Source organism: Stenotrophomonas sp. 86428_Sma (assembly GCF_056481585.1).
Genome location: NZ_CM151156.1, coordinates 2,915,947 through 2,941,603 on the forward strand (window position 1 = coordinate 2,915,947; position 25,657 = coordinate 2,941,603).

Below are 25,657 nucleotides of genomic sequence, written 5' to 3' on the forward strand. Positions count from 1 at the left end.
ATGGCCCGGCGCTACCGTTACGGCGCCTCGCCCTCGGCCTTGCGCACGAACGCTTCGAACAACGCCAGCGTCTGCTCGCTTACATGGTGCTCGATACCCTCGGCATCGCGCCGCGCGGTATCCGCGTCCACGCCCAGCGCCAGCAGGAAACGCTCCACGGTCTGATGCCGCTGGCGGCTGGCATGCGCCAGCGCCTCGCCTTCCGGGGTCAGGAACACGCCACGATATGGACGCTGCACCACCCAACCGTCGCGGGCCAGCCGCCGCAGCATCTTCGCCACGGTGGGCTGGGCCACACCCAGGCGCGTGGCGATGTCGACCTGGCGGGCCTCGCCGCCGTCGGCCAGCAGGTCCGAGATCAGCTCGACATAGTCCTCCACCAGCTCCATCCGGTGCGCCTCGCGCACTTGCCGGAAGCTCTCGACCTGGCGCTCGGCCTCGATCAAGGGGGTGCTTTTCAGCGATGTCGAATCGTCGGTCTTGCCCACGCCTGCGCCTGTCCTTCCGGTTGTTCCGGTGTTGAACCTGAATTCTGGACCAGTAACGCGATAAAGACGATTGTTTCACATTGCTAATGACTATAGCAGGAGCTATATTCGGAGCCATGAACACCCTGGCACCCCGCGACCCTTCGGCCTCCACTCAGGCCAGCCTGGGTGCGCTCAACGCCTCGGTGGCGGTGCCCGACAAGGGCCACTGGTGGTTCCGCCTGCTGGCCTTCCTCGGCCCGGGCTACATGATTTCGGTCGGCTACATGGACCCGGGCAACTGGGCCACCGACCTCGCCGGCGGTTCGCGCTTCGGTTACCTGCTGCTGTCGGTCATCCTCATCTCCAACCTGATGGCGGTGACCCTGCAGGCGCTGTCGGCGCGGCTCGGCATCGCTACCGGCATGGACCTGGCCCAGGCCTGCCGTGCCCGCTACCCGAAGCCGGTGAACCTGGCGTTATGGGCGCTGTGCGAGGCGGCGATCATCGCCTGCGACCTGGCCGAGGTGATCGGCACCGCGATCGCGCTGAAGCTGCTGTTCGACCTGCCGTTGCTGTGGGGCGCGGTGATCACCGCCTTGGACACGCTGCTGGTGCTGCTGCTGATGAACCGCGGTTTCCGTGCGCTGGAAGCCTTCGTGATCGCATTGCTGATGGTGATCTTCGCCTGCTTCATGGTGCAGATCGCGCTGGCCGCACCGCCGGTGATGGAAGTGCTGGGCGGTTTCATTCCGCGCGCGCAGGTGGTAACTGATCCGCACGCGCTGTACATCGCCATCGGCATCATTGGTGCCACGGTGATGCCGCACAATCTCTATCTGCACTCGTCCATCGTGCAGACCCGTGCCTACCCGCGCACCGATGAAGGCCGACGCAGCGCGCTGCGCTGGGCAGTGACCGACAGCACCCTTGCACTGACCCTGGCACTGTTCATCAACGCCAGCATACTGATCCTGGCGGCGGCGGTGTTCCATGCCAATGGCCGATTTGATGTGGAAGACATCGAGCAGGCGCACCAGCTGCTGGCGCCGATGCTCGGCGTAGGCGCGGCGGCGACACTGTTTGCGATTGCCCTGTTGGCCTCGGGCCTGAATTCAACGGTGACCGCCACGCTGGCCGGCCAGATCGTGATGGAAGGCTTCCTGCACCTGCGCCTGCCGCCGTGGCTGCGGCGGTTGATCACGCGGGCGCTGGCGATCATTCCGGTGGTGGTGGTGATCATGCTGTTTGGCGACCAGGGCGCGGTAAAGCTGCTGGTGCTGAGCCAGGTGGTGCTGTCGATGCAGCTGCCGTTCGCGATCATTCCGCTGGTGCGGATCGTGACCGACAAAGTGACGATGGGCGCGCTGGTGGCCCCGCGCTGGCTGGGCAGCATCGCCTGGGTGATCGCACTGGTGATCGTGGTGTTGAACGTGAAGCTGCTGGTGGATACCTTCAGCGGCGGGTAATGCCAAACGCCGGGCTCGGTCCTGCCCCAAGTAGATCCACGCCATGCGTGGATGCCTTTGTAGAGTCGAGCCATGCTCGACTCATTCCATCACCGCGCGAACAGCAGTCGAGCATCGCTCGACTCTACAGATACAGCGCAATGGCGGCTTCAATCTGCTGCGGCGACTGGAACCCGGCCAGGCGGGTGCGTTCGTCGCCGTCACGGAACAGGGACAGCGTCGGCGTCTGCCGCAACCCCAGTCCCCTGAAGAACGCTTCACCCAGCACTTCCAGCTGCACGCGCAGCAGGGTCGTACCCTGCCCCGCCACGCTGTTGGCCACGCGGTGCAGCGACATCTCCAGCATCCGGCACCCCGGGCACTGGTCCTTGTGGAAATCCACCAGCACCCGCCGGTGTTCGGCCAGCAGCTGCTGGAACTGCTCAGGCGTGGTGGCGTCGATGATCTTCATCGGTGTTGCTCCAGTAATGGGCCAGGACCGCGTCGGTCCAGGCCTCGATGGCCGCGGCATGGCGAACGCCATGCGGCATCTGTTCGATCTCCAGCGGCGGGTAGTCGCTGTGGAAGTAGCGGATCAGCCGGTGCACGGCGCCGCAGTAGTACTCCTGCCCCCACTGCGTTTCGCCGGTACCGAACACCGCCAGCTGCCGTGGCCGCTCGCCGCGCTCCGTAATACCGGCCACCCACGCCTTCATCTCCGCCGGCGTGCGGCCGGCGTTGTCGGTCCAGCAGCCCAGCAGCACCAGGTCGGCCTCATCGGCGGCCAGAGGCGGCGCCTGGCGCGGGTCGTCGGCCTCCTGCCAGTGCACCGCATGGCCCGCTGCGCGGCAACGCTCGGCAATCTGCCGGCCGAGCTCGCGGGTGTTGCCACTCAACGAGGCCACCACCAGCAGGATGCTCAGCGCTTCGCTGGGCTCAGAGGTCATCGAAGCCGTTGTCGACGTTGGTCTTCTTGTAACTTGCATTGCGCATCTCGAAGAAGTCGGTCTTGGTTTCGGTGAAGTTGTCGGCGTAGGCCTTGATCCACGGCATCACGTTGTCGGTGGTGTCGCTGTACAGGCGCTCGATGCCGAGCATGCCGGCCATCTTGTTGGCGCGGTACTTCACGTAGCGCACCATCTCGTCCACGTCGATGCCGTCGATACCGTCCAGCACCTCCGACGACCACTGCGTCTCCAGCTCGATCGCGTGTTCGAATGATTGGTGCACGTAGGCGGTCAGCTCGTTGGTCTGCAGCTCAGGGTTCTCGCCGATGATGGCGCGGATCAACTCGCTGATGAACTTGGTATGCGCCAGCTCGTCGCGGTTGATGAAGCTGATGATCTTGCCGGTGCCGTTCATGCGGTTCTGCCGCACCATGTTGTAGAAGTAGGCGAAACCGGAATAGAAGTTGATGCCTTCCAGGATCGAGGACTGGATCAGCGACTTCAGCAGGGTCTCGGCGGTCTTCTCGCGCATGAAGTCGTCATACGCGCCCATGATCGGTGCGTTGCGCTTGATGATGGTCGGGTGGGTGCGGGCGATCTCGAAGATGCGGTTCTGGTTCGGCAGGTCGGTGATCGAGGCCAGCACGTAGCTGTAGCTCTCGTTGTGGATCACTTCCTGCTGGCCGATGATCGCTGCATTGGCATGCGCCGCTGGGTCGGTAATGTACTCGGCCACGTTGTAGATGAAGCGGGTCTGCGGTGAGTCGAGCGTGGCGAGCAGGCCGATGATCGAGTCGTAGGCGTTCTTTTCGCGTGCGTTGAGCTCGCCGTACTGGCGGGCATCGAGCTTCATGTCGACCTCGTCGGGAATCCAGAAGTTGGTCGACAGCTCCTTGTAGGCCCGATAGAACGACGGGTACGGAATGTCGTTCCAGTTGAGGATGCCGCTGGTGCGGCCGTTGATGATGCCGGTGCTGCGGTTGGGATGGCGCGGTTCGAGGATCTTGATGCGGTCGAGGGGGGTTGCCATGGTTTTCTGCCTTCGTTCTCTTTCTATCGTGTTGCCGGCCAGCGGCCGGCACTACCATGGATCGCGGGGTTGCCGGCCAGCGGCCGGCACTACCGTGGGTCGCCGGTGGTCAGCTGGAGCACCACTCGCATTCGCTGATGTCGATGTCGTTGGAGCGCACGTAGTAGGTGGTCTTCAGGCCCTCGCGCCAGGCGCTCAGATGCAGCTCCAGCAGCGTGCTGGCGCGGATGGTGCTCGGCACGTACAGGTTGAAGCTGATCGACTGGTCGACGTGGCGCTGGCGGCGTGCGTTCTGGCGCACGCTGGCGAACTGGTCGACCTTGTAGGCACCCTTCTCGTAGTACGGCCAGGTCTCCAGCGACAGGCCCGGTGCAGCCACCGGACGCCGGAAATCCTTCTTTTCCTCGTAGTAGAACGCGCTGTAGATCGGGTCGATGGAGGCGGTGGAACCGGCAATCTGCGCGGTGCTCATGTTCGGCGCCACCGCCAGCAGCCAACCGTTGCGCAGGCCGTGCGTGGCGACCTCGCGGGCCAGGCTGTCCCAGGCCGCGCCGCTGTAGTCGCGGTCACTGAAGTAGCGGCCGTTGTGCCAGTCGCTGCCGGCGAACATCGGGTAGCTGCCCTTTTCCTTCGCCAGCTGCGCGCTGGCCTGGATGGTCAGGAAGTTGATGCGCTCGTAGAGGCGGTCGGCCAGCGCTTCGGCATCCGGCGATTCCCACTGGATCGCCTGCTGCGCCAGCAGGTGGTGCCAGCCGAACGTGCCCAGGCCGATGGCACGGTACTTGCGGTTGGTGATGGTGGCCTGCGGCACCGGCAATGCGTTGAGGTCGATCACGTTGTCGAGCATGCGCACCTGGATCGGGATCAGGCGCTCCAGCACGTCGGTGGCCAGCAGGTCATCCGGCGCACTGATCGCACGCCCCAGGTTGATCGAGGACAGGTTGCAGACCACGAAGTCACCTGCGCGGCGCGTAGTCACGATCTGGTCGCCGCTGACGATCTCCTGGATCATCCGCGTCGGGCTCATGTTCTGCAGGATCTCGGTGCACAGGTTGCTGGAATAGATCATGCCCGCGTGCTTGTTCGGGTTCCGGCGGTTGACCTCGTCGCGGTAGAACAGGAACGGGTTGCCGGTCTCCAGCTGGCTGAGCATGATCCGCTTGAACAGATCGATGGCCTTCACCGTGCGGCGGCTGATGCGCTCATCGGCCACGAGCTCGGCGTAGCGGTCACGGAAGCTGCCAGAACCACGCTTCTCGTCGTAGAAGTCCTGCAGGTACCAGCCCTTGGCCTGCTTCACCTCGTGCGGGTCGAACAGGTACCAGTCGGCGCGACGTTCGACCGCTTCCATGAACAGGTCGGGCACGCACACCGAGGTGAACACATCGTGCGCGCGCAGGCGCTGGTCGCCGTTGTTGAGGCGCAGGTCCATGAAGGCTTCGATATCGCGGTGCCAGATGTCCAGGTACACCGCCACTGCACCCTTGCGCTGGCCGAGCTGATCAACCGACACCGCCGTGTTGTTGAGCTGCTTGATCCACGGCACCACGCCACCGGAGGAATTGGCCACGCCACGGATCGGCGCGCCGCTGCTGCGCACATAGCCCAGATAGGCACCAACGCCGCCGCCGTGTTTCGAAACACGGGCGATATCGGTGTTGGAGTCATAGATGCCCTGCAGGCTGTCGTCCACCGTGTCGATGAAGCAGCTCGACAACTGCCCGCCCACCTTGCCGGCATTGGCCAGGGTCGGTGTGGCCACCGTCATGTACAGGTTCGACAGCGCCCAGTACGCCTCACCGACCAGCTGCATGCGCCGCTCGCGCGGCTTTTCCTCCTGCATCAGGTACAGCGCGATGGTCAGCCAGCGCTCCTGCGGCAGTTCATAGACCTCGCGGCTGCGGTCGCTGGCCAGGTAGCGCGTGGCCAGCAGGTACAGGCCGTTGTAGGCGAACAGGCGGTCCCGTTCCGGGTCGATCATCTCGCCGGCCTGCTGCAGCTCTTCCTTGGAATAGCAGCGCAGGATGTCGTTGCTGTAGATGCCGCGGTCGGCCAGGCTTTCCTGCAGGCCCACGTAGGAACCGTACTTCAGTCCAACGTCGTAGAAGCGGTTGCGGCTGGCGCGCTTGTACAGGCGGCGCAGGTAGATGCGCGCGGCAAACTGTTCCCACTCCGGCGCGACCAGGTCCACCCGCGACTCGGCCTCGCGGATCAGCAGATCGACCAGGTCATCGGCGCTGATGCTCGGTTTGCGTTCGACCATCGCCTGCACCACGCGGCGGTAGTCGCTCACATCCAGCTGCGGGAACTCGGCATGCACGGCATCGATGCTGCGCTGCAGGCGCTCGGCCTCGAACGGCAGGCGACGGTTGCCGGCCTCCTTGGTGATCCAGGTCGGCACGCGCTCGCCACCGGCGCGCAAGGCGTCGCCGGCGCCGGCCAGATCGGCCACGCGGAAGGTACTGTCGGTCATGGTGGTGAAACTCCAGGCTCGCACGCGCGTTGGCGGTCGATGCCATGGCGGCCCTGCACGCGATACCGGCGCACGGGGCGGTCGGGGTGGGATGCCAAAGCGCGGGAACACCAGATCGTCGGCAACAGCCTGCGCCTGCGGCCGGTATCCGGGCCGTGGGGGCGATCTGGGTCCGCTCGATGGCGGCCGCGTCGACACGGCAAGCCTTCAGGGGCGGGCCGCGGGACGTTTGCTGCATGTCCGGCGGCGGCGGCTGACCGGGAGTGACGGACACAACATAGTGGGGATATTCCAACCCGTCAACACAAGATGCGGTAATCAGCACATGTCGCGACGATCAGTCGCAGGATGCCGTGTTGCACCTGCGACGCCTTGTCGACAACGCCTGCGTCCCCAGTTCGGTACAACATCAACTTTCCCCGGAACACCGCCCATGCGCGCTGCCCAGTACCCCACCTTCGGCGACCCGGCCGACGTCCTCGCCATTGCCGATGCCGCCCTGCCCGAGCCCGGCCCCGGCGAAGTGCGCATCCGCACCGTGCTGGCCTCGATCCACAATCACGACCTGCTGACCGTGCGTGGCCTCTACGGCTACAAGCCGACGCTGCCGGCGATCGGGGGTAGTGAAGCACTGGGCGTGGTCGATGCACTTGGCGACGGCGTCGACGGCCTGCAGATCGGCCAGCGGGTTGCCGCCGCCTCGGTGCACGGCACCTGGGCCGAGGCCTTCATCGCACCTGCACGCATGGTGATTCCGATGCCGGAGGCGATCCCGGACGAAATGGCCGCGCAGCTGATCGCCATGCCGCTGAGCGCGCTGATGCTGCTGGAATTCCTGCACGTCGAAGCAGGCCAGTGGATCGTGCAGAACACCGCCAACGGCGCGGTGGGCAAATCGCTGGCGATGCTGGCGCGGGCGCGTGGCGTGCATGTGGCCAACCTGGTGCGCAATGCCGATGCGGTCGCACAGTTGAAAGCGCTGGGCATCGATCATGTGTTCGACACCTCGGTGGACGGCTGGAAGGATCGCGTGCGTGAGGCGACCGGCGAAGCGCAGGCCGCGGCCGCGGTGGATTCCATCGGCGGCGACGCCAGCGGCGATCTGGTCGACCTGCTTGGCCACCACGGCACCCTGGTGTCGTTCGGTGTGATGAGCGGCGAACCCATGCGCATTCCCGCCGGCGGCCTGATCTACAAGGAAGCCACGGTGAAGGGTTTCTGGGGCAGCAAGGTCAGCCAGGCGATGGCGGTGGAGGACAAGCGCCGGCTGGTTGGCGAACTGCTGAAGCGCGCGGCGAGCGGCGAACTGACCCTGCCGGTGGAGCAGATCTTCGCACTGGACGACATCGCCCAGGCAGCAAAGGCCGGTGCGGGTTCGGGCCGCAACGGCAAGGTGCTGCTGCGGCCTTGATGGCCGGACAACCGGGGTCGGATCCCTTTCCGTTGGAAAGGGATCTGACCCGCAGCAGGAGTGCGGACCAACGGTCCGCACCCACCGAAGCACAGACCGCCCCACCGAGGCCACAGACTTTCGTTAAGAACCTGTGATGTATAACTGAATGCGCTTTCGTCATTGGAAGGCGCACGTGGCTGCGTGCGGTACTGACGGCTCCTCCCCCGTTCGGCGTTGTCGCTTCCATGTACCGCACCACCCTGAACCTGCTTGCCGGCGCGATCGCGCTGGGACTCACCGCCGGCACTGCCGGCGCCGCTGAAACCGCCGACACCGGCAAGGACAGCACCACCCTCGGCACCGTGCTGGTGACCGGCTCCAACATCAAGCGCAGCGATACCGCCGGGCCCAACCCCGTGCAGATCGTGAGCCGCGAACAGATCGAACAGACCGGTCGTTCCACCCTCACCGACGTGCTGCGCAACCTGTCGGCCAATGCCGGCAACAGCTTCGACGAGCAGTACACCGGCAGCTTCGCCGCCGGTTCTGCATCAATCGGCCTGCGCGGCCTGTCGCCGAAGAACACGCTGGTGCTGGTCAACGGCTATCGGGTGTCCAACTTCGGCTTCGCACTCAATACCCAGGACACCTTCGTCGACCTCAACGCACTGCCGATCAGTGCGGTCGAGCGCATCGAAGTGCTGAAGGATGGCGCCTCGGCGGTGTACGGCTCCGACGCCATCGCCGGCGTCATCAACATCATCCTGCGCAGGAACTTCCAGGGCGTGGAAGTCGGCGGCGGCTTCGGTACCGCCACCCAGGGCGGCCTGAACGAACGCAAGGCCAACCTGCTGGCCGGCTTCGGTGATCTGGAACAGCAGGGCTGGAACGTGCTGTTCGGGCTGGATCTGCTCAAGCGCGACCGCCTCGATGGCGATGACCGTGCCTATACCCGCAGCGGCGATTTCCGCGACAAGCCCGGTGGTCGCCTGGCCGGGTGGTCCACTGCCGGTGGCAACTGGCTGAGCAACCCGCGTGCGCCGCAACCGTTCGCCAACTGCCCCGACGGCAGCCAGCTGCGCCCGTACAGCGACTTCGGCAGCACCCTGCCCGGCCAGGCCTGCGCCTTCAATGCGCAGCCGTTCAAGACCCTGCAGCCCGGCGCCGAGCGCCTGCAGGCGTCGCTGAGTGCGACCTACCGATTCAATGACAGCGTCGAGGCCTTCGCCGATGTGCTGTACAGCCACAACAAGGCCGACCAGATCTTCAGCGCGCCACTGACCGTCGGGCCGGGCCTGCGTGCCTACAACCCGGCCAGCGGCACCCTGATCGATGTGCCGGCGGTGCTGCCGGTCGGCCACCCGAACAACCCGGGCAGCACGCCGCTGCCGTTCGAGTACACCTTCTTCGATCTCGGCCCGCGCCTGAAGGACAACACCCAGGTGTTCTACCGTGCCCTGGCCGGGGTGCGTGGCAGTGGCGAGCGCTGGGACTGGGAAGTGGCAGCGCTGACCTCGCAGAGTGCACAGCGCGAGTACGTCGACAACTTCGTCAACCGCTACGCCTTCGAGCAGATCCTGCGCGATGGCAGCTACAACTTCCTCAACCCGTCCAGCACGCCGGGGGCGCTGGATGCACTGCGCCTGCAGACCAAGCGTCCGGGCTGGTACAAGCTGCACTCGTTGAACGTAAAGGCGTCGACCACGCTGTGGGAGCTGCCGGCCGGTGCAGTCGGCTTCGCCTGGGGCGCCGAGTTCCGCAAGGAATCATTGGATGCGCGCACCAGCGCACAGGTGCTGTCGGGTACCGAGCTGCGCCCGGCCATCAACGTGGTCAACGGCGAGCGCCAGGTCAGTGCCGCCTACGCCGAACTGAGCGTGCCGCTGCACCGCACGCTGGAACTGCAGCTGGCCGGTCGCGGCGACCGCTACGACGACTTCGGCAAGGCGTTCTCGCCGAAGGTGGCATTGCGCTGGCAGCCGCTGGACAGCCTGCTGCTGCGCGGCTCGTTCTCGCGTGGCTTCCGTGCGCCGTCGCTGCCGGAGATCGCGCCGGGCCAGACCGTCAGCTACGGCTCGGTGATCGATCCGTTCGACCCACTGCAACCGGGTGGCAGCCGCGGCGTGACCAACATCCGCACCGGCAACCCGGACCTGAAGGCCGAGCGCTCGCGTAACTTCAACGTGGGTGCGGTGTGGTCGCCGGATGGCGATACCAGCATCGGCCTGGACTGGTACCGCATCGAACAGGACAACCTGGTCAAGCCTGACAGTGCGCAGTTCATCGTCGACAACCCGACCCTGTTCCCGGGCCGCGTACAACGCGAGAACGGACGCATCCAGTTCATCACCAACCAGTACGCCAACCAGGGCGAACTGACCACCTCGGGGCTGGACCTGGACGCCAGCCGTACCTTCCGCACCGACGGTTGGGGCAACTTCACCGTCGCCGGCAGCTGGACCCACCTGCTCAGCTTCAAGCAGCCGCTGGTGGCCGGCCAGGCGCCCTATGACGGTGCAGGCAACAACCGCCACGGCGCACTGCCGCGCACCCGCGGCACCACCTCGCTGAACTGGGCGGTGGGCGACTGGAGCAGCACGCTGAGCCTGCAGTACGTGAGTGGCTACGACCAGCGTGTGGCGACGGTCACCAGCAACCCGGGGCTGCGTGACCGCATCAAGCCGTATCACCAGCTGGATCTTTACGTCGCCTACGAAGGTATTCCCAACACCACGCTGTCGCTGTCGGTGCTGAACCTGACCGACAAGGACCCGCCGTTCGACCCGGCCGGTGGCTCCAATGGCTTCGACATCAGCCAGTACAACCTGCGCGGGCAGTTCGTCTCGCTGGGGGCGCGCTACCGGTTCTGATGCGATATCGGGGCGGCGGTGATGCGCCGCCCCAATTGTGCTGCCGGCCAGCGGCCGGCACTACCACTGACCGCCGGGGCAAGCCCGGCGGTCGTGCATCAGCGGCTCAGGTGCAGGAACTGCAGGTGCCGTTCGTACTGGCTGATGATGTCGTTGATGATCTGCTTGCGGCTGTAGCCGACCAGGTCGTAGTCCTGGCTGCCTTCGAACAGGTGCACTTCAGCGCGGTAGTAGCGCTGGTTGCGCAGCTGCTGCGCGGCGAACGACGGCGTCAGGTAGCCACTCAGGATCACCCGGTACAGGAAGTCCTGCTGCTCGCCGTGATTCACCGTCAACTCCATGTCGCCGGCCTCGAACCGCGTCGCCACATCCCAGCCCTGCCCGCGCAGCTGCTCGGCCACCGCCTCCATCGCTGGCTTCACGGTGTCGTCCATGAAGCGGTAGACCTGGTCGCGCACCGGGAAGTGCATGGCCTGGCTCAGGCGCTGGCGCCAGCCCTGGTGGTGGCGGTCGTCACCGATCAGCGGCGAGGGACGGTACTGCAGCGCGCGCTTGCGGTGCGATTCGTCACTGAAGGCGCGGGTCAGGCCCCACATCATCAGCAACAACACCGCCGAAAACGGCAGCGACGCCAGCACCACCGCCGATTTCAGCGCATCGATGCTGCCGGCCAGCAGCAACCCGGCGGTCAGCACCGCGATCACCGTGCCCCAGAACACACGCAGCCAACGCGGGCCATCATCCTCCGGCGCCCCGCCATGCGAGGACAACGTGGACAGCACCACCGCGCCGGAGTCAGCCGATGTCACGAAGAAAATGAAACTGACGAACACCGTCACCGCGATCACCGCCTTGCTCCACGGATACCCATCCAGCAGGGCATACAGCACGGTGGGTGGATCATCCACCGCCAGTTGCGCCAGTTGCTGCTGGCCATGGTGCAGCACCTGGTCCAGTGCACTGTTGCCGAAGATCGACAGCCACGCCAAGGTGAAGCCGAGCGGGATCAGCAGCACGCCGAACACGAATTCGCGGATGGTGCGGCCACGCGAGATGCGGGCGATGAACAGGCCGACGAACGGCGCCCAGCCGATCCACCAGGCCCAGTAGAACACCGTCCAGCCGCCCAGCCATTCCGGTCGGCCGCCATAGGCGTACACGTCGAAACTCTTGCCGACCACGCTGCCGAGGTAGTCGCCCAGGTTCTGCATCAGCGTGCTGAGCAGATACTGGGTAGGGCCGGCGCACAGCATGAACAGCACCAGCGCGATCGCCAGCAGCATGTTGATGTTGGCCATCCAGCGCACGCCCTTCTCCACGCCTGAAACGGCCACGGCCACCGCCGCGCCCATCATGCTGACCACCAGGATGATCTGCACCAGGTTGGAGTGCGGGATGTTGAACAGGTGCGACAGGCCAGCGTTGAGGTGCAGCACGCCGAAGCCCATGTCGGCGCCGATGCCGAACACGGTGGCGACAATGCCCAGCGCATCCACGGTATAGCCGATCGGGCCATTGATGCGCTTGCCGATCAGCGGGTACAGCGCCGAACGCAGGGCCAGCGGCAGGTTGTGGCGGTAGGCGAAGTAGGCCATCGCCATCGCCGCGAGTGCGAACACGCCCCAGCCATGCAGGCCCCAGTGCAGGAACAGCAGCTGCATGGCCTGGCGCGCGCCGGCCTCGCCGGCCGCCGGATCGCCCTGCGGCGGCTGCAGGTAGTGGGTCAGCGGTTCGGAAACGCAGAAGAAGAACAGGGTGATGCTGATGCCGGCGGCGAACAGCATGCCGGCCCAGGAAAGGTAGCTGAACTCCGGCTCGTCATGGTCGGCGCCGAGCTTGATGCCACCGTACTTGGACAGCGCCACGCCGACCACGAACACCAGGTACAGGGTCATCGCCAGCAGGTAGTACCAGCCGACATTGAGTGCGGCCCAGTCCTGCGCCTTGACCAGAAGGCGGCCCGCACCGAGCGGGAACAGGCTGACAAACAGCGCGAACGCCACGACAACGATCGCCGCGAAGGCGAACACAGGTCGGAGGGTGCGCACCGGGGATTGTTGCGGCTCCAGTACTTCCATGGGGCGGCGTTCTCCGGTAGATCAAAGGGTTAGCCGACCGATTCTGGCTGAACCGCAGTGGACAGAGCATGAAGTTGCGGCCTGCGGTCACAGGCCCGGCCCACCATTCCGTGCTATCACGCGCGCGCCGAAGCGTGCCTGCGAGCGCAGCCGCGCGCGGACCGCGTGCATCGCGGCCACGCGCGTACTGTCCAATCACGACATCACATGCACCGCGCACAGCTTGTTGCCATCCGGGTCGCGCAGGTAGGCCAGGAACAGCTGCCGCCCGGCCATGTTGCGGATGCCGGCCGGGTCTTCGATGGCGGTGCCACCGTGGCTTACGCCCGCATCCTGCCAGCCACGCACCGCCTCGGCGCTGTCGAGGGTGAAACCAATCGTGCCGCCGTTGGCATGGCACGCCGGCTGCCCATCGATCGGTGCGGTGACGATGAACATGCGGCCGTCCTTGAAGTACACCAGCCGCCCCTTGTCATCGAAGACACCCGGACGGGCGCCCAATGCGGTGAACACGGCATCGTAGAAGCGATGCGCGACGTCCATATCGTTCGTTCCGACGGTGATGTGACTGAACATGCGGGCACTCCTTGTGGAAAGACCGCAGTGTCGGCGAGCGCGGCGGGCATCGCAAATGCACGCCTCCGGCCTGCTGCCAAGTGCGCAGGGTTTGTCGTACACCGCTCGATCACCCTATAATGGGAATCATTCTCATTAATGATCGATGCCGATGGCCGTGCCCGCCGCCTCCAGCACCGCGCTGGCGGGGTTCTACCGCGAACACCATGGCTGGCTGCTGGGCTGGCTGCGCCGCCGCACCCACAACGCCGACTGCGCTGCCGACCTGACCCAGGACACCTTCCTGCGCCTGCTCAGCCGTCGCGTCGATCCGTCCGAACTGCGCCTGCCGCGCGCTTACCTCAGCACCATCGCGCACGCCCTGCTGGTCAACCACTGGCAGCGCGCGGATCTGGAGCGCGCCTACCTGACGGCCTTGGCCGCGCAGCCGGAGCCGGTGCATCCATCGGCGGAAGAACGCACGCAGGCGTTGCAGCTGCTGCATGCCATCGCCGACATGCTGTCCGGCCTGGCCGAGCGGCCACGCCGTGCGTTCCTGCTGGCACGACTATCTGGCCTGGGCTATGCGGAGATCGGCCAACAACTGGGCGTGTCCGAGCGCATGGTCAAGAAGTACATGGCGCAGGCGATGCTGCATTGCCTGCGCCTGTCCGGCGACGCGGCGGCATGAGTGCGGCATTGGCTGGCCCGGCCCTGGAGCAGGCGGCAGAGTGGTTCGCGCTGCGCGAGCAGGGCTGGACTGATGACGAGCAGTACCGCTGGCGCGCATGGCTGCAGGCTGATGCCGGCCACGCCGATGCGTGGCGTCGGGTCGAGTCGGTCTGGCAGTCCTTTGCGCCCCTGTCGGCGCCGGCCGCCGCCACCGCGCTGGATACCGCAGGCCGTCGTCGCCGGCAGGCTCTGCGCAGCCTCGGTGGTGCACTTGGCATCGGCGCGGTTTCACTGCTGGGCCTGCATGGCCTGCAGGCGCAACGCGGCCTGCAGACGCAGCGCACCGTTGCCGGGCGCACCGGGCACTGGAGGCTGATTGATGGCAGCCAGTTGTGGCTCAACGCGGACAGCGAAGTCACCATCGACATCGGCAGCGGCCGCCGCGCCCTGCATCTGCTGCGTGGCGAGCTGCTGCTGCAGACCGGCCATCACCCTGCGTTCGCCGGCCAGCCGTTGACCGTGCATGTGCCGGGCGCACGCCTGCAGCCGATCGGCACCCGCTTCGCGGTCGGTCGTGAGGCGCAGGGCAGCCGGCTGGATGTGTTCGAGGGCGTGGTGCGCTGCCTGCCGATGTTCGGTGCGGCGCTGGATGTGGCTGCCGGAGGCGCGGTGCGGATCGGCCCGATGGGCGGGCTCACAACGGTCGCTGCCGATCCTCTGCGCGGTGACTGGCAGGACGGACGACTGCAGGTACAGGACACGCCTTTGATCCGCGTCATCGATGAGCTGGCCCGCCACCATCAGGGCTATCTTGGCTGTGATCCGGCGCTCGCCGCATTGAAAGTCACGGCAGTACTGCCACGCCTGGACAGCACCCAGGCGCTGCATCTGCTGGCCCGCGCCCTGCCGATCCGTGTCGAGCAGCGCTGGCCGTGGTGGACCGTCGTGCGTCCGCTTTGAAATCGCGGTTCCCTTTCTGCGCGCTCACCGGGCACTACAAGGGAACCCATTGCGGATGTTGCCGCCCCCATGAAACTGCCCTGCCCCTCCCCTCGCCCCCTGGCCATCGCGCTGTGCCTGGTCATGGCCTCCCCGTGCCTGCTGCCGGCCTCGGTCCATGCACAGGAGACCGCCGCGGTCCGCTGGCAGATTGCGCCCCGCCCGCTCGACCAGGCCCTGACCGCGTTCGGCCAGCAATCGGGCCTGTCCATCGCCGCCGACGCACGCCTGACCCGCGGCCGCCACAGCAGCGGCGTGCAGGCCACGCTCGGTACTGACGCCGCATTGGCGCAGCTGCTGGCCGGCACCGGCCTGGCCTTCCAGCGTGATGCCAGCGGTGTGGTGCTGCAGGCGGCACCCACCGCTGAAGCCGGGGTACGCCAGATCGGCACCCTGCGCGTGGCTGGCCAGGCCGGCGAAGGCGCTTCACCGTGGGGGCTGGCCGATGCGGACGCGGTCTACCGTGACAGCGGCTCCCGCGTGCACCTGGACCATCAGCAACTGGAACGCTTCCGCGGCCAGTCGATCGGCGACGTGCTGGCCGGTGCGGTGGGCGTGCACACCGCTGACGTTCGCAACGGCGGTGCGCTGGACGTCAACATCCGCGGCCTGCAGGGCCAGAACCGGGTGCCGGTGATCATCGACGGCGGCCAGCAGGCCATCGACGTGTACCGCGGCTATGCCGGCGTGCAGCAGCGCAGTTATCTCGACCCGGACCTGATCAGCGCGATCAGCATCGAGAAGGGGCCGAGCCTGGCCGCCAACGCCGCCAGCGCGATCGGCGGCGTGGTCTACATGGAGACGCTGAAGGTCGATGACATCCTCGACGATGGCCAGACCTGGGGCCTGCGCGTGCGCGGCGGTGTGGCCGACAACAGCATCGACCGCACCCGCACCTTCAAGCAGATCGCGCGCGGCAGCGACAACCGCAACAGCCTGCGCGACCCGCGCGACTGGAATGGCAGCGTGGCCTTCGCCCAGCGTGGCGAAGACTGGCAGCTGGTCGCGGCCTATGCGCGGCGCCGCCAGGGCAACTTCTTCGCCGGCAGCAACGGCGCGCATCGCTACGACAACCAGCACCTGTCCAGCGGCGGTACCGGCATGTCCAGCCAGGCCGTATCCAAGCTCTTCCATCCGGGCGATGAGGTGCTCAACACGCATACCGACAACGAATCGGCATTGCTGAAATTCACCTGGACGCCCAACCCGGACCAGCGGTTGGAGCTGAGCCACCGCTACTTCAACTCCAGCTTCGGCGAGATCATGCCGTCGGCGATCGGACGCGTGGGTGAGTCCAATGAATGGGTGACCTACGTGGACAAGGCCAACACCATGTTCCAGTTCGAGCCCGGGAAGATGCGGGTCAACGCCACCTCGCTGCGCCACCGCTACCGGCCCGAGGCACATCCGTGGCTGGACCTGAGCAGCACGCTGTGGTTCACCACCGCCACCAGCCGCATGTTCAACAGCAACATCGCCAACACGCCGCTGTTCAAGGACGTGCCCAACGACCAGATGCCGGACACGCTGGGCGAAACCTACGGCCCGGGACTGCAGTCGGACGTGAAGACCCAGCGCTGGGGCGTGGACAGCAGCAACACCACGCGCTTCAGCAATGATCTGGGCGACTGGACGCTGCGCTATGGCGCGTCCTTCCAGCACGAGGACACCGCGCCCAACTCACCGGTGCTGCCGGTGGATTTCAACAACAACCGCTACCTGCGCTCGGGCACGCGCCGCGAGGCCAGCGTCGTTGCCTCGCTGCAATGGCAGCCGTGGGACTGGCTGTCGCTGACCGCGGGCGGCCGCTTCACCGACTACCGCACCCGCGACCGCAACCGCGTGGCCTTCGTCAGTGAATCGCGCGGCCTGCGCTACACCTTCGCGCGCCTGAGCAAGGGCGGCCAGCTGCTGCCGGGCTGGTACAAGGAGTGGTACCCGGATGCACAGGGCAACTACACCTACGACTCGCTGCGCGCCACGCCCTATGGCGACAGCACGCTGGGCCAGGCCTACGATTTCGACGGCTTCATTCCCGATCCGCGCGGCGCCAACGGCTTCTATACCAAGCAGATTCCCACTGCCTGGGGCTACAAGCCGGCGATCCGGCGCTCCGGCCACGGCTTCGCGCCCTATGCCGAAGCACGCTTCAACCTCGACGAGGACATGTTCTTCTACGTGAAGTACGCGCAGGGCTGGAAGATGCCCAGCCTGTTCGAGTCGACGCTGGGCAACAGCACCTCGGCACCGGTGGCCGACCTGAAGCCGGAGAAGAACCGCTCGTGGGACATCGGCTTCAGCCTGCTCAAGCAGGACCTGTGGCGCAACGGTGACCGCCTGGCGTTCAAGGTGGCGTGGTTCAAGAACGATATCGACAATGCCATTACCCGCCGCTTCGATTCCAGCAACTGGGCGTTCTACGTCGACAACGTCGACAACTACACCGTGTCCGGTTACGAGCTGCAGTCCGGTTATGACGCCGGCATCGCCTACCTCGACCTGTCGGCCAGCTACTACCAGCGCGCGCGCACCTGCGATGCGGCCACCGCCAAGCGCCTGCGCGAAGACCCGTATGCGAAGTGGAGCAAACTGGACACTACCCCGGACTGCGTGGACGGCGGCTTCGGCACCTCGTTCGTCAACGCACAGAACCCGCCGAAGTACTCGATCCACAGCACGCTGGGCTTCCGCCTGTTCGACAAACGGCTGGATACCGGCATCCGCCGCATCTACAACAGCGGCCCCACCCACGAACTGGACAAGCCCTGGAACACCACCGGCTCGACCGGCCTGCAGAACATCTACCTGCCGACCGCGATCTATGACTTCTACGCACGCTGGCAGTTCACGCCGCGCAGCGAAGTGGAGCTGGTGGTCAGCAACCTGCGCAACACCTACTACATGGACACGCTGGCGATGAGCCTGATGCCGGGCCCGGGGCGCACCACGCGGCTGAACTTCACCGCACGCTTCTGAGTGCTTCAGAAACAGCAACGCCCCGGAGATATCCTCCCCGGGGCGCTTGCTTGCGGCGGCTCACGCTCTGGAAGGTGCCAACCGTGGTTCTGGTAGGCGCCAACCTTGGTTGGCGCAACGATGCATCACTTCGCAGTACTCAGCAGCAGCACTGCAACAGTAACCAGACCAATGCCGACCCAGCCGATCGGACGCAGGCGGTTGCCGAACAACAGGCGGCCGCAGGTAGCGGTACCGATCACGCCGATCGCACCCCACATCGCATAGGCGGTGGCCAGATCCATGTAACGCACGGCCTGGCCCAGCAGGGCGAAGGCGATCCAGACCATGACGATCGCAGCGACGCCCCAGCGCCAGCGGCGGAAGCCTTCCGACTTGGCCACCATCATGTTGGCGGCGACGTCGATCAGCGCAGAACAGATGACGAAAAACAGGGCCAGGGTATTCATCAGTGCGCCTCCCCGAGGGTGACGCAGACGATGCCGACCACTGCCAGCACCAGGCCAGCCAGCTGCTGCAGCGACAGGCTTTCACCAAAGACGGTGAGGCCGACCACAGTGAGCAGGGTCAGGCCGAGGCCTTCCCACACTGCGTAGGCCACGCCCACGGCGATGCGGCGCACCGACTGCGCCAGGAAGAAGTAGGACAGCGCCAGCGCGCCGGCCATGATCAGGTAGCCGGTCCAGCCGCCATCGCGAGCGGCATGGGCCATGAACGAGGTGCCGACCACTTCGGCGACGATCGCCACGGTCAGGCAGGCCCAGGCGACCAGCGCGCCACGGGCGGGAACAGTACGGGACATGTGAAGCTCCTTGCAGGGCGGGGACCACGCCGCCTCATCAATGGATCCACGCCGAGCGTGGAGGGTCCGGAACGCCCCGCAGACGGGGGCGACGGAAGCCAGTATCATCGCCTTTTACGGTGGTATCAAAATGGATTCCATCGACAGGAGCGATGGATCAATGCCCTACTCCCCTGAATCCCTGCAGGCCTTCGTGGAAGCCGCGGCGCTGGGCTCGTTCTCGGCGGCGGCGCGACGCCTGCGCAAGACCCAATCGACGGTCAGCACCGCCATCGCCCACCTGGAAGCCGACCTGGGCGTGAGCCTGTTCGACCGCAGCGGGCGCTACCCGCAGCTGACCGAAGCCGGGCGCCAGGTACTTGGGCACGCGCAGGAAATCCTGGCTGCCGATGCCCGCCTGCAGCAGTTGAGCGTACGCCTGGCCGCACCGGTCGAGCCGCGCTTGACCGTGGCATTCTCCGACGTCTACCAACTGGCCCCGGAACAACGGGTGTTGCAACGCTTCGCCGAGGCATTCCCGGAGATCGAGCTGGAATGGCTGGATGCCGAGGGCGAGGACGTGCTGGAACTGGTGAGCAACGGACGCGCCGCGCTGGGTCTGCTGCCACGGCAGGAGCACTATCCGGACGGACTGGTGGCACGTCCGCTGGCGCACCACAGCGAGCTGTCGGTGTATGTGGCGCGCGAGCATCCGCTGGCCAGCGCTGGCCGTCGCGCCGCCGCACAGCTGGCGCGGCATAGACAGGTGCGCCTGAGCGCGGAAGTCGATCAATCCCGCGTGGTCACCGGCCTGGCCTGGACCGCAACCGATTACCTGATGGTGATGGAGATGGCCGAGGACGGCCTCGGCTGGGCCGAGCTACCGCGCGCACTGGTACAGCGCTACGACCGCGGGCGGCTGGTGGAACTGCTGCTGCCCGGCTGGCCACGGCGCATCCACAGCGACCTGCTGTGGCGCCGCGACGCGCCGCCAGGCCCAGCCGCACTCTGGTGGGCCGACGCGTTGGGGTGAACCGAAAAAGGGGACGGAGGGGATTAAGTCGTTTGTGGCACAAACGACTTAATCCCCTCCGTCCCCTTTTTCAGTTGCCGGCCAGCGGCCGGCACTACCGATCAGCGATGGGCCAGCGCGTAATCCAGCGCCGAGCACACCGCCGCCACCTGTGCGTCGTTGCACTGCTGTGGGGTCGCACGCGGGCTGTCCGGGTAGACCTCGGTGGTGGTGGTGTACTTCGCCCCGCTAATGCCGGCGCACAGGCCCAGCTTCACCAGCGGGTACTCGATCACGCCATGCGCCACCACCGGCGAACCGATGATCTCGCCCTTCTCGTCGGCCGGCGCGATGTGGGTGACCTTCTCCACCGCGGCGATCACCGCCTGCTGGAAGGCCGCCTGCGGGGCCTCGCTGTCGTCCACCAGGTAGAAACCATCTGGAATCAGGCCCGGCTCGAACGGCTTGCCGTCACGCGCGGCCAGCGCCGGGCGGAACTCGCTCTCGTCGCTGTCGGTGGTTTCGTGCAGGTCGATGTGCAGCACGAACTGGCCCTTGATCGGTGCGATCAGTTCGATCAGCGCGGTCGACTCGCGGGCCGGGCCGTCGGCGCGGAAGTTGCGGTTCGGGTCGATCGCATCGAAATTCCAGCGGTTGATGCGCTCGAAGCCCCAAGGATTCACGCACGGTGCCACGAACAGGTTGGCCTTGCCGGCGTAATCGGCGGCGTGCTTTTCGAGAAACTCCAGCGCGCCCATCACGCCGCTGGTCTCGTAGCCATGCACGCCACCGGTGACCAGCGCGGCCGGCAGCGCCGGGTTCCAGTCGCGGCTGCGCAGGGCGTACAGGGTGTAGGTCTCGCCAGCGTAGTCGAGCTGGCCATAGGCCACCTTGTCGAAGCGCGAAGCCAGTGCCTCGATGCGCGGCAGCACTTCCTCGTCATAGCGACGCAGGCGCTGCTGGCGGCCACGCCACGCCTCCCGTTCCGCCGCTCCCCACGGCTGGCCAGGGGTTCCGACGGGGTAGAAAGCGGCTTGGGACATGGCAGATCTCAGCGAGTCAGGAAGCAATCACCCACTTTACCACCGGCCCATCAGCATGAACCGGAGACGCATTCCATTGGCGAATGGAATCAGCAATAATTCTCATTTACGCCCTTCCACGACCTGCATCGATGCCCATCCGCGCCCCGCAAACGGCCCGCCTGCCACTGGCCGCCGCCCTCGCCCTGTGCCTGCTCCCGGCTGTCAGCGCCTTCGCCCAGGACGGCGCCACCACGCTGGACAGCATCCAGGTCTCCGGCAGCTGGCTGGGCACCGGCCTGCACGACAGCGTGAAGCGCTTCGCTGGCGCGCGCACCGTGGTGGACCGTCAGCGCATCGAAGCCAGCGGCGCGGCCAGCATCGGCGATGCCATGCGCCGCATCCCCGGCGTGCAGGTCACCGACAACTCCGGCACCGCCGGCAGTTCGGTCTCGCTGAACATCGGCGTGCGCGGCCTGACCGGGCGCTACTCGCCGCGCTCGACCGTGCTGCTCGATGGCGTGCCGCTGGCAGTGGCGCCGTATGGCCAGCCGCAGCTGTCGTTCGCGCCGACCAGCCTGTCCAACATCGAATCGATCGACGTGGTGCGCGGTGGCGGCGCGGTGCGCTACGGCCCGCAGAACGTGGGCGGCATCATCAACTTCAGCACCCGCGCCATTCCCACCGAGGCCGGCCTGCACGGCGAAGCCGGTGTGCGCTACACCGCCTACGACCACGGCGGCGGCGACAGCACCCAGTACAGCGCCTTCCTCGGCGGCACCGGCGACAACGGCCTGGGCGCGGCCCTGCTGTACTCCGGCCAGGACGGCCGCGGCTGGCGCCAGGGCAGCGATGACCGCTTCAACGACCTGGCGCTGAAGTTTGCCTATGCCATCGACGAACAGCAGGAACTGCGTGCCAAGTTGTCCTACTACGATGTGCGCTCGCTGACCCCGGGCGGCCTGACCCGCGCCCAGTACGAGGCCGACCCGTTCCTGAACACCCGCCCCACCGACTTCTGGAAGGGCCACCGCACCGGCATCGACCTGGGCTACACCAACACCCTGTCGGCCAACAGCGAGTTCGAGGTGCTGGCCTATTACAACGAAAGCAGCCGTGCCAGCTCGCTGATCAACGCCGCCAATACCCAGCTGACCGTGCAGCCGCGCGACTACCGCGTGCTCGGCATCGAGCCGCGCTACACCCAGCGCCTGCACTGGGGCGCCAGCGTGCACGACATCACCGCCGGCTACCGCTTCCTGCGCGAGCGTGGCAACGACCGCAGCTACACCGTCACCCGCCGCACCGGCGCGGCCAGTGCAACCACCCGCTTCGACAACGCCACCGATGCCCACTCCTTCTACATCGACGACCGCATCGCGATCGGCCAGTGGCGCATCACCCCGGGCGTGCGCATGGAGTGGATCGACATGGACCGCCGCCAGGCGGGTGGCGCGGCGACCTTCAGCAGCCGCAACGACAAGGCGCTGCCCTCGATCAACGTCGCCTACCTGCTGACTCCGCAGCTGACCGTGTTCGGCAACTACACCACCTCGTTCGGGCCGGTGCAGAACATCCAGCTGAACTCACAGACCGCCAGCAACCCGCTGAATCCGGAAATCGCCAAGACCACCGAACTCGGTGCGCGCTGGCAGGACGGTGCACTGCGCGCGGAAGTGACCGTGTTCAAGATGCGCTTCGACAACCAGATCCTGCAGGTGCCGGGCATCACCCCGCCAACCTTCCAGAACATCGGCGCCACCGACCACAAGGGCGTGGAAAGCGCGCTGGAGTACCGCTTCGCCGAAGACAGCGCACTGGCCGGTCTGGAGCTGTACGCCAACTACACCTGGACCAAGGCGATCCAGCAGTCCGGCGACAACCGTGGCCTGGACGTGCCGTTCTACTCGCGCGACACCGACAGCGTCGGCGCACGCTATGCACTGGCCGGCTGGACCTTCAATGTCTCCAGCACCCACCAGAGCGGCCAGTTCTCCGATGCGGCCAACACCTGGGCCGAGAGCGCCGATGCGCGCGTGGGCCGCGTGCCCGGCGTGCGCCTGTGGAATGCCCAGGTGGCCTGGCAGGTGCCGGGACTGGGTGACAGCGAGATCGCGCTGGGCGTCAACAACCTGGCCGACAAGCGCTGGTACACCCGCAACGTCGATGGCAACGCCGGCCGCATGGTGGCTGCGCCGCGCACCTTCTACGTGCAGGGCCGCTACCGCTTCTAAGCCGGTAACCACCCGATGCAGTGACGGCGGCGATCACGGTGGCGGCGTATCATGCCGCCACCATGTCACTGCCTGTTTCGCCATCGCGCCTGCATGCTGCCTTCCAGGGCCTGCGCCTGCGCCTGCGTGGCAGTGACTTGTGGTTCATTGCGCTTGCCCTGCTGGTCGGCCTGATCGCCGGCTACCTGACCCTGCTGCAATCCGGCATCGCACGCTGGCTGCAGGGCACCCTGTACGGGCTGGACGAAGGCATGCGCCTGAGCTCCCTGCCCTCGCTGACCTGGACTGCGCTGCTGGTACTGCCGCTCGGTGGCCTGCTGGTCGGGCTGGTCAGCCTGGCCGCGACCCGGCTCAAGCGGCCCCTGCTGGATGCGGTGGAAGCCAACGCCCTGCATGGCGGCCGCACGTCGATGCGCGACAACCTGATCGTGCTGACCCAGACCCTGGTTTCCAATGGCTGCGGCGCTTCGGTCGGCCTGGAGGCCTCCTATACCCAGATGGGCGCCGGCAGCGGCTCGCAGCTGGGCCGGGTGATGCGCCTGCGTCGCAACGATGTGCGCATCCTGGTCGGCGCCGGTGCCGCCGGTGCCATCGCCGCCGCCTTCGGTGCACCCTTGGCCGGTGCGTTCTACGCCTTCGAGATCGTCATCGGCGCCTATACCCCGGCCGCACTCGCCCCGGTCGCGGTCGCCGCGCTGGCCGGCGCGTTCGTGGCCGACCAGGCCGGCATCGAGGCCTACCTGCTGCCGGCGGCCTCGACGATTGATGTCCGCGCCGCCGACTACGCCATCTACGGTCTGCTCGGCTGCTGCTGCGCGATGGTCGGCATCGCGGTGATGCGGCTGATTGCCTCGATCGAAGGCACGGTCAAGCGCAGTCCGTTGCCGCTGTGGGGACGGCCGGTGGTGGGCGGCCTGCTGCTGATTCCGCTGGCCCTGGCCAGCCCACAGGTGCTGTCGTCCGGCCATGGCGCGCTGCACCTGGACCTGACCACGCATCTGCCACTGATCTGGATCGGCGGCCTGCTGACCCTGAAGTGCCTGGCCTCCGGCATCTCGCTGGGCTTCGGCTTCCGTGGCGGCCTGTTCTTCGCCTCGCTGTTCATGGGCACCCTGGTCGGCGCGTTGTTCGCCGGCCTGCTGGCGATGGCCACCGGCGTGCCGGTGATTGATGCAACTTCGGCCGCACTGGCCGGCATGGCCGCACTGGCCGCCGCCGTGGTCGGCGCACCGATGACCATGGCCATGCTGGTGCTGGAAGGCACGCACGACTTCCTGCTGACCAGCGTGGTGATGAGCGCGGTGCTGGTCTCCAGCACGCTCGTGCGGCAGTGGTTCGGCTACTCGTTCTCGACCTGGCGCATGCACCTGCGCGGCGAGACCATCAAGAGCGCCCGCGACGTCGGCTGGGTGCAGAACCTCAACGCCGGCCGGTTGATGCGCAAGGGCGTGGCCACCGCCCCGGCCGACCTCGATGCCGCCGCCTTCCGCCAGCGCTTCCCGCTGGGCTCGGGCAGCCGCGTGATCCTGATCGACAGCGAAGGCCATTACGCCGGGATCGTGCAGATTCCGCGCGTGTACGGCGACGGCGTGAAGCCCGAAACCATGATCGGCGAACTGGCGGAAAACCGCGACGTGTCACTGTTGCCGAGCGCGGACGTGGTCACCGTGATGCAGCGCTTCGACCACACCCAGGCCGACGAACTGGCCGTGGTCGCTGCCGACGGCCAGGTGCTGGGCGTGGTCTCCGAAGCCTTCGTACGCAAGCGCTACGCCGAGGAACTGGACAAGCGCCAGCGCGAACTGATGGGCGAGCGCGTCGAGGACACCGACTGACCCCGCAAAAAGGGGACGGAGGGGATTAAGTCGTTTCTGGCCGCCTCGAAATCCACGCATGGCGTGGATCTACTGTCACCTCGACCGGGTAGACTCCGGCCATGCGCTTCATTGAAACCTTCCAGGCCGGCCCCTTCGCCGACACCGTGGTCAGCCTGCTGGCCGCTTTCGTGCTGGGCACGCTGATCGGCGCCGAGCGCCAGTACCGGCAACGCACCGCCGGCCTGCGCACCAACGTGCTGGTGGCGGTCGGCGCCGCTGCCTTCGTCGACCTGGGCATGCGCATCGCCGGCAGCGCCGAGGCGGTGCGGGTGATCTCCTACGTGGTCTCCGGCGTCGGCTTCCTCGGCGCCGGCGTGATCATGAAGGAAGGCATGAACGTGCGCGGGCTGAACACCGCCGCCACGTTGTGGTGCTCGGCGGCGGTCGGCAGCTGCACCGGCGCGGACATGCTGGCCGAAGGCGTGCTGCTGACGGTCTTGATCATCGCCGGCAACACCCTGCTGCGGCCGCTGGTGAATGCGATCAACCGCATCCCGATCAACGAGACGGCCACCGAGGCCACCTACGAGGTGCGCCTGAGTGTGGATGCCGAAGCGGTGCCACGTGTACGCGAACGCCTGGTCGATGCGCTGGAAGCGGCGCAGTATCCGGTCGGTGATGTGCAGGTGGTCGAGCATGCCGACGCGCCCACCGATGTGATCGCGGTGCTGGTCAGTACCGCCGTCAGTGCCGATGAGCTGGACGTTGTGCTGGCGCGGATGGAGCACGTGCCGGGCGTGCTGCATGCCACCTGGGAAGTCAGTACCCGCGATTGATTCATCCACGCATGGCGTGGATCTACCGAGGTTGTGGTGCAGTAGAT

The 25,657-nt window shown here is 66.6% G+C and carries 20 protein-coding genes; 10 read left to right on the forward strand and 10 right to left on the reverse strand.

Annotation, left to right across the window (positions count from 1 at the left end):
- Positions 1-17 precede the first annotated feature (17 nt).
- Entirely contained in the window at positions 18-488 is a 471-nt protein-coding gene (gene mntR, locus ACZK3J_RS13385; protein WP_014647435.1) for a manganese-binding transcriptional regulator MntR, read from the reverse strand.
- A gap of 116 nt (positions 489-604) precedes the next feature.
- On the opposite strand from mntR, the gene ACZK3J_RS13390 reads away from it, so the two are divergent.
- Positions 605-1,936, forward strand: a complete 1,332-nt coding sequence (locus ACZK3J_RS13390) for an Nramp family divalent metal transporter (protein ID WP_478475934.1) — start codon at positions 605-607, stop codon at positions 1,934-1,936.
- A gap of 124 nt (positions 1,937-2,060) precedes the next feature.
- Here ACZK3J_RS13390 and ACZK3J_RS13395 read toward each other — a convergent pair whose 3' ends face one another.
- The 4 genes from ACZK3J_RS13395 to ACZK3J_RS13410 all read right to left on the reverse strand — a co-directional run bounded on the left by ACZK3J_RS13395 (position 2,061) and on the right by ACZK3J_RS13410 (position 6,365).
- Positions 2,061-2,387 carry a thioredoxin family protein gene (locus ACZK3J_RS13395; RefSeq protein ID WP_478475935.1) on the reverse strand — a complete coding sequence of 109 codons (327 nt, stop codon included), beginning with the start codon at positions 2,385-2,387 and terminating at the stop codon, positions 2,061-2,063.
- The gene (locus tag ACZK3J_RS13400) at positions 2,359-2,862 is read right to left on the reverse strand and encodes a flavodoxin (RefSeq protein WP_478475936.1); all 504 of its coding nucleotides are present in this window, start codon (positions 2,860-2,862) and stop codon (positions 2,359-2,361) included. Before ACZK3J_RS13400 ends, ACZK3J_RS13395 begins: the two co-directional genes overlap by 29 nt.
- Complete coding sequence (locus ACZK3J_RS13405; protein ID WP_024957408.1) at positions 2,852-3,892, reverse strand: ribonucleotide-diphosphate reductase subunit beta; 1,041 nt, start codon at positions 3,890-3,892, stop codon at positions 2,852-2,854. Before ACZK3J_RS13405 ends, ACZK3J_RS13400 begins: the two co-directional genes overlap by 11 nt.
- Before the next feature lie 109 nt (positions 3,893-4,001).
- Positions 4,002-6,365 (reverse strand): ribonucleoside-diphosphate reductase subunit alpha, encoded by a 2,364-nt coding sequence (locus ACZK3J_RS13410; RefSeq protein WP_153855542.1) that lies wholly within the window; start codon positions 6,363-6,365, stop codon positions 4,002-4,004.
- A gap of 433 nt (positions 6,366-6,798) precedes the next feature.
- Here ACZK3J_RS13410 and ACZK3J_RS13415 point away from each other — a divergent pair, with 433 nt between their 5' ends.
- Both ACZK3J_RS13415 and ACZK3J_RS13420 read left to right on the forward strand, forming a co-directional pair.
- Complete coding sequence (locus ACZK3J_RS13415; RefSeq protein ID WP_478475937.1) at positions 6,799-7,776, forward strand: zinc-binding dehydrogenase; 978 nt, start codon at positions 6,799-6,801, stop codon at positions 7,774-7,776.
- Positions 7,777-8,003: 227 nt separating this feature from the next.
- Entirely contained in the window at positions 8,004-10,628 is a 2,625-nt protein-coding gene (locus ACZK3J_RS13420) for a TonB-dependent receptor (protein ID WP_478475938.1), read from the forward strand.
- Positions 10,629-10,726: 98 nt separating this feature from the next.
- On the opposite strand, the gene betT is transcribed toward ACZK3J_RS13420, so the two are convergent.
- Both betT and ACZK3J_RS13430 read right to left on the reverse strand, forming a co-directional pair.
- Entirely contained in the window at positions 10,727-12,706 is a 1,980-nt protein-coding gene (gene betT / locus ACZK3J_RS13425) for a choline BCCT transporter BetT (RefSeq protein WP_049400600.1), read from the reverse strand.
- 195 nt (positions 12,707-12,901) lie between these two features.
- Positions 12,902-13,282 carry a VOC family protein gene (locus tag ACZK3J_RS13430; RefSeq protein ID WP_049461510.1) on the reverse strand — a complete coding sequence of 127 codons (381 nt, stop codon included), beginning with the start codon at positions 13,280-13,282 and terminating at the stop codon, positions 12,902-12,904.
- 151 nt (positions 13,283-13,433) lie between these two features.
- On the opposite strand from ACZK3J_RS13430, the gene ACZK3J_RS13435 reads away from it, so the two are divergent.
- The 3 genes from ACZK3J_RS13435 to ACZK3J_RS13445 all read left to right on the forward strand — a co-directional run bounded on the left by ACZK3J_RS13435 (position 13,434) and on the right by ACZK3J_RS13445 (position 17,908).
- Positions 13,434-13,952: a sigma-70 family RNA polymerase sigma factor gene (locus ACZK3J_RS13435; RefSeq protein WP_005409975.1), complete on the forward strand. Its 519-nt coding sequence runs from the start codon at positions 13,434-13,436 to the stop codon at positions 13,950-13,952.
- Positions 13,949-14,893 carry a FecR family protein gene (locus ACZK3J_RS13440; RefSeq protein WP_478475939.1) on the forward strand — a complete coding sequence of 315 codons (945 nt, stop codon included), beginning with the start codon at positions 13,949-13,951 and terminating at the stop codon, positions 14,891-14,893. Before ACZK3J_RS13435 ends, ACZK3J_RS13440 begins: the two co-directional genes overlap by 4 nt.
- Before the next feature lie 69 nt (positions 14,894-14,962).
- Complete coding sequence (locus ACZK3J_RS13445; protein ID WP_478475940.1) at positions 14,963-17,908, forward strand: TonB-dependent receptor; 2,946 nt, start codon at positions 14,963-14,965, stop codon at positions 17,906-17,908.
- A gap of 125 nt (positions 17,909-18,033) precedes the next feature.
- Here ACZK3J_RS13445 and ACZK3J_RS13450 read toward each other — a convergent pair whose 3' ends face one another.
- Positions 18,034-18,357 carry a DMT family transporter gene (locus tag ACZK3J_RS13450; protein ID WP_014037506.1) on the reverse strand — a complete coding sequence of 108 codons (324 nt, stop codon included), beginning with the start codon at positions 18,355-18,357 and terminating at the stop codon, positions 18,034-18,036.
- A complete protein-coding gene (locus ACZK3J_RS13455) occupies positions 18,357-18,710 on the reverse strand; it encodes an SMR family transporter (RefSeq protein WP_010485170.1) in 354 nt (117 codons plus the stop codon). Before ACZK3J_RS13455 ends, ACZK3J_RS13450 begins: the two co-directional genes overlap by 1 nt.
- Positions 18,711-18,870: 160 nt before the next feature.
- Between ACZK3J_RS13455 and ACZK3J_RS13460 the strand changes: the two genes are divergently transcribed.
- Positions 18,871-19,722, forward strand: coding sequence for a LysR family transcriptional regulator (locus ACZK3J_RS13460; protein ID WP_478475941.1), 852 nt, complete (start codon positions 18,871-18,873; stop codon positions 19,720-19,722).
- 101 nt (positions 19,723-19,823) lie between these two features.
- Here the strand turns inward: ACZK3J_RS13460 and ACZK3J_RS13465 are convergent, their stop codons facing one another.
- Complete coding sequence (locus ACZK3J_RS13465) at positions 19,824-20,744, reverse strand: M14 family metallopeptidase (protein ID WP_478475942.1); 921 nt, start codon at positions 20,742-20,744, stop codon at positions 19,824-19,826.
- Between the two features lie 131 nt (positions 20,745-20,875).
- On the opposite strand from ACZK3J_RS13465, the gene ACZK3J_RS13470 reads away from it, so the two are divergent.
- From ACZK3J_RS13470 to ACZK3J_RS13480, 3 genes are all read left to right on the forward strand, one after another.
- Entirely contained in the window at positions 20,876-22,957 is a 2,082-nt protein-coding gene (locus ACZK3J_RS13470; RefSeq protein ID WP_478475943.1) for a TonB-dependent receptor family protein, read from the forward strand.
- Between the two features lie 62 nt (positions 22,958-23,019).
- Positions 23,020-24,792: a chloride channel protein gene (locus ACZK3J_RS13475; RefSeq protein ID WP_478475944.1), complete on the forward strand. Its 1,773-nt coding sequence runs from the start codon at positions 23,020-23,022 to the stop codon at positions 24,790-24,792.
- 101 nt (positions 24,793-24,893) lie between these two features.
- Complete coding sequence (locus ACZK3J_RS13480; RefSeq protein WP_024957423.1) at positions 24,894-25,610, forward strand: MgtC/SapB family protein; 717 nt, start codon at positions 24,894-24,896, stop codon at positions 25,608-25,610.
- Positions 25,611-25,657: the final 47 nt, after the last annotated feature.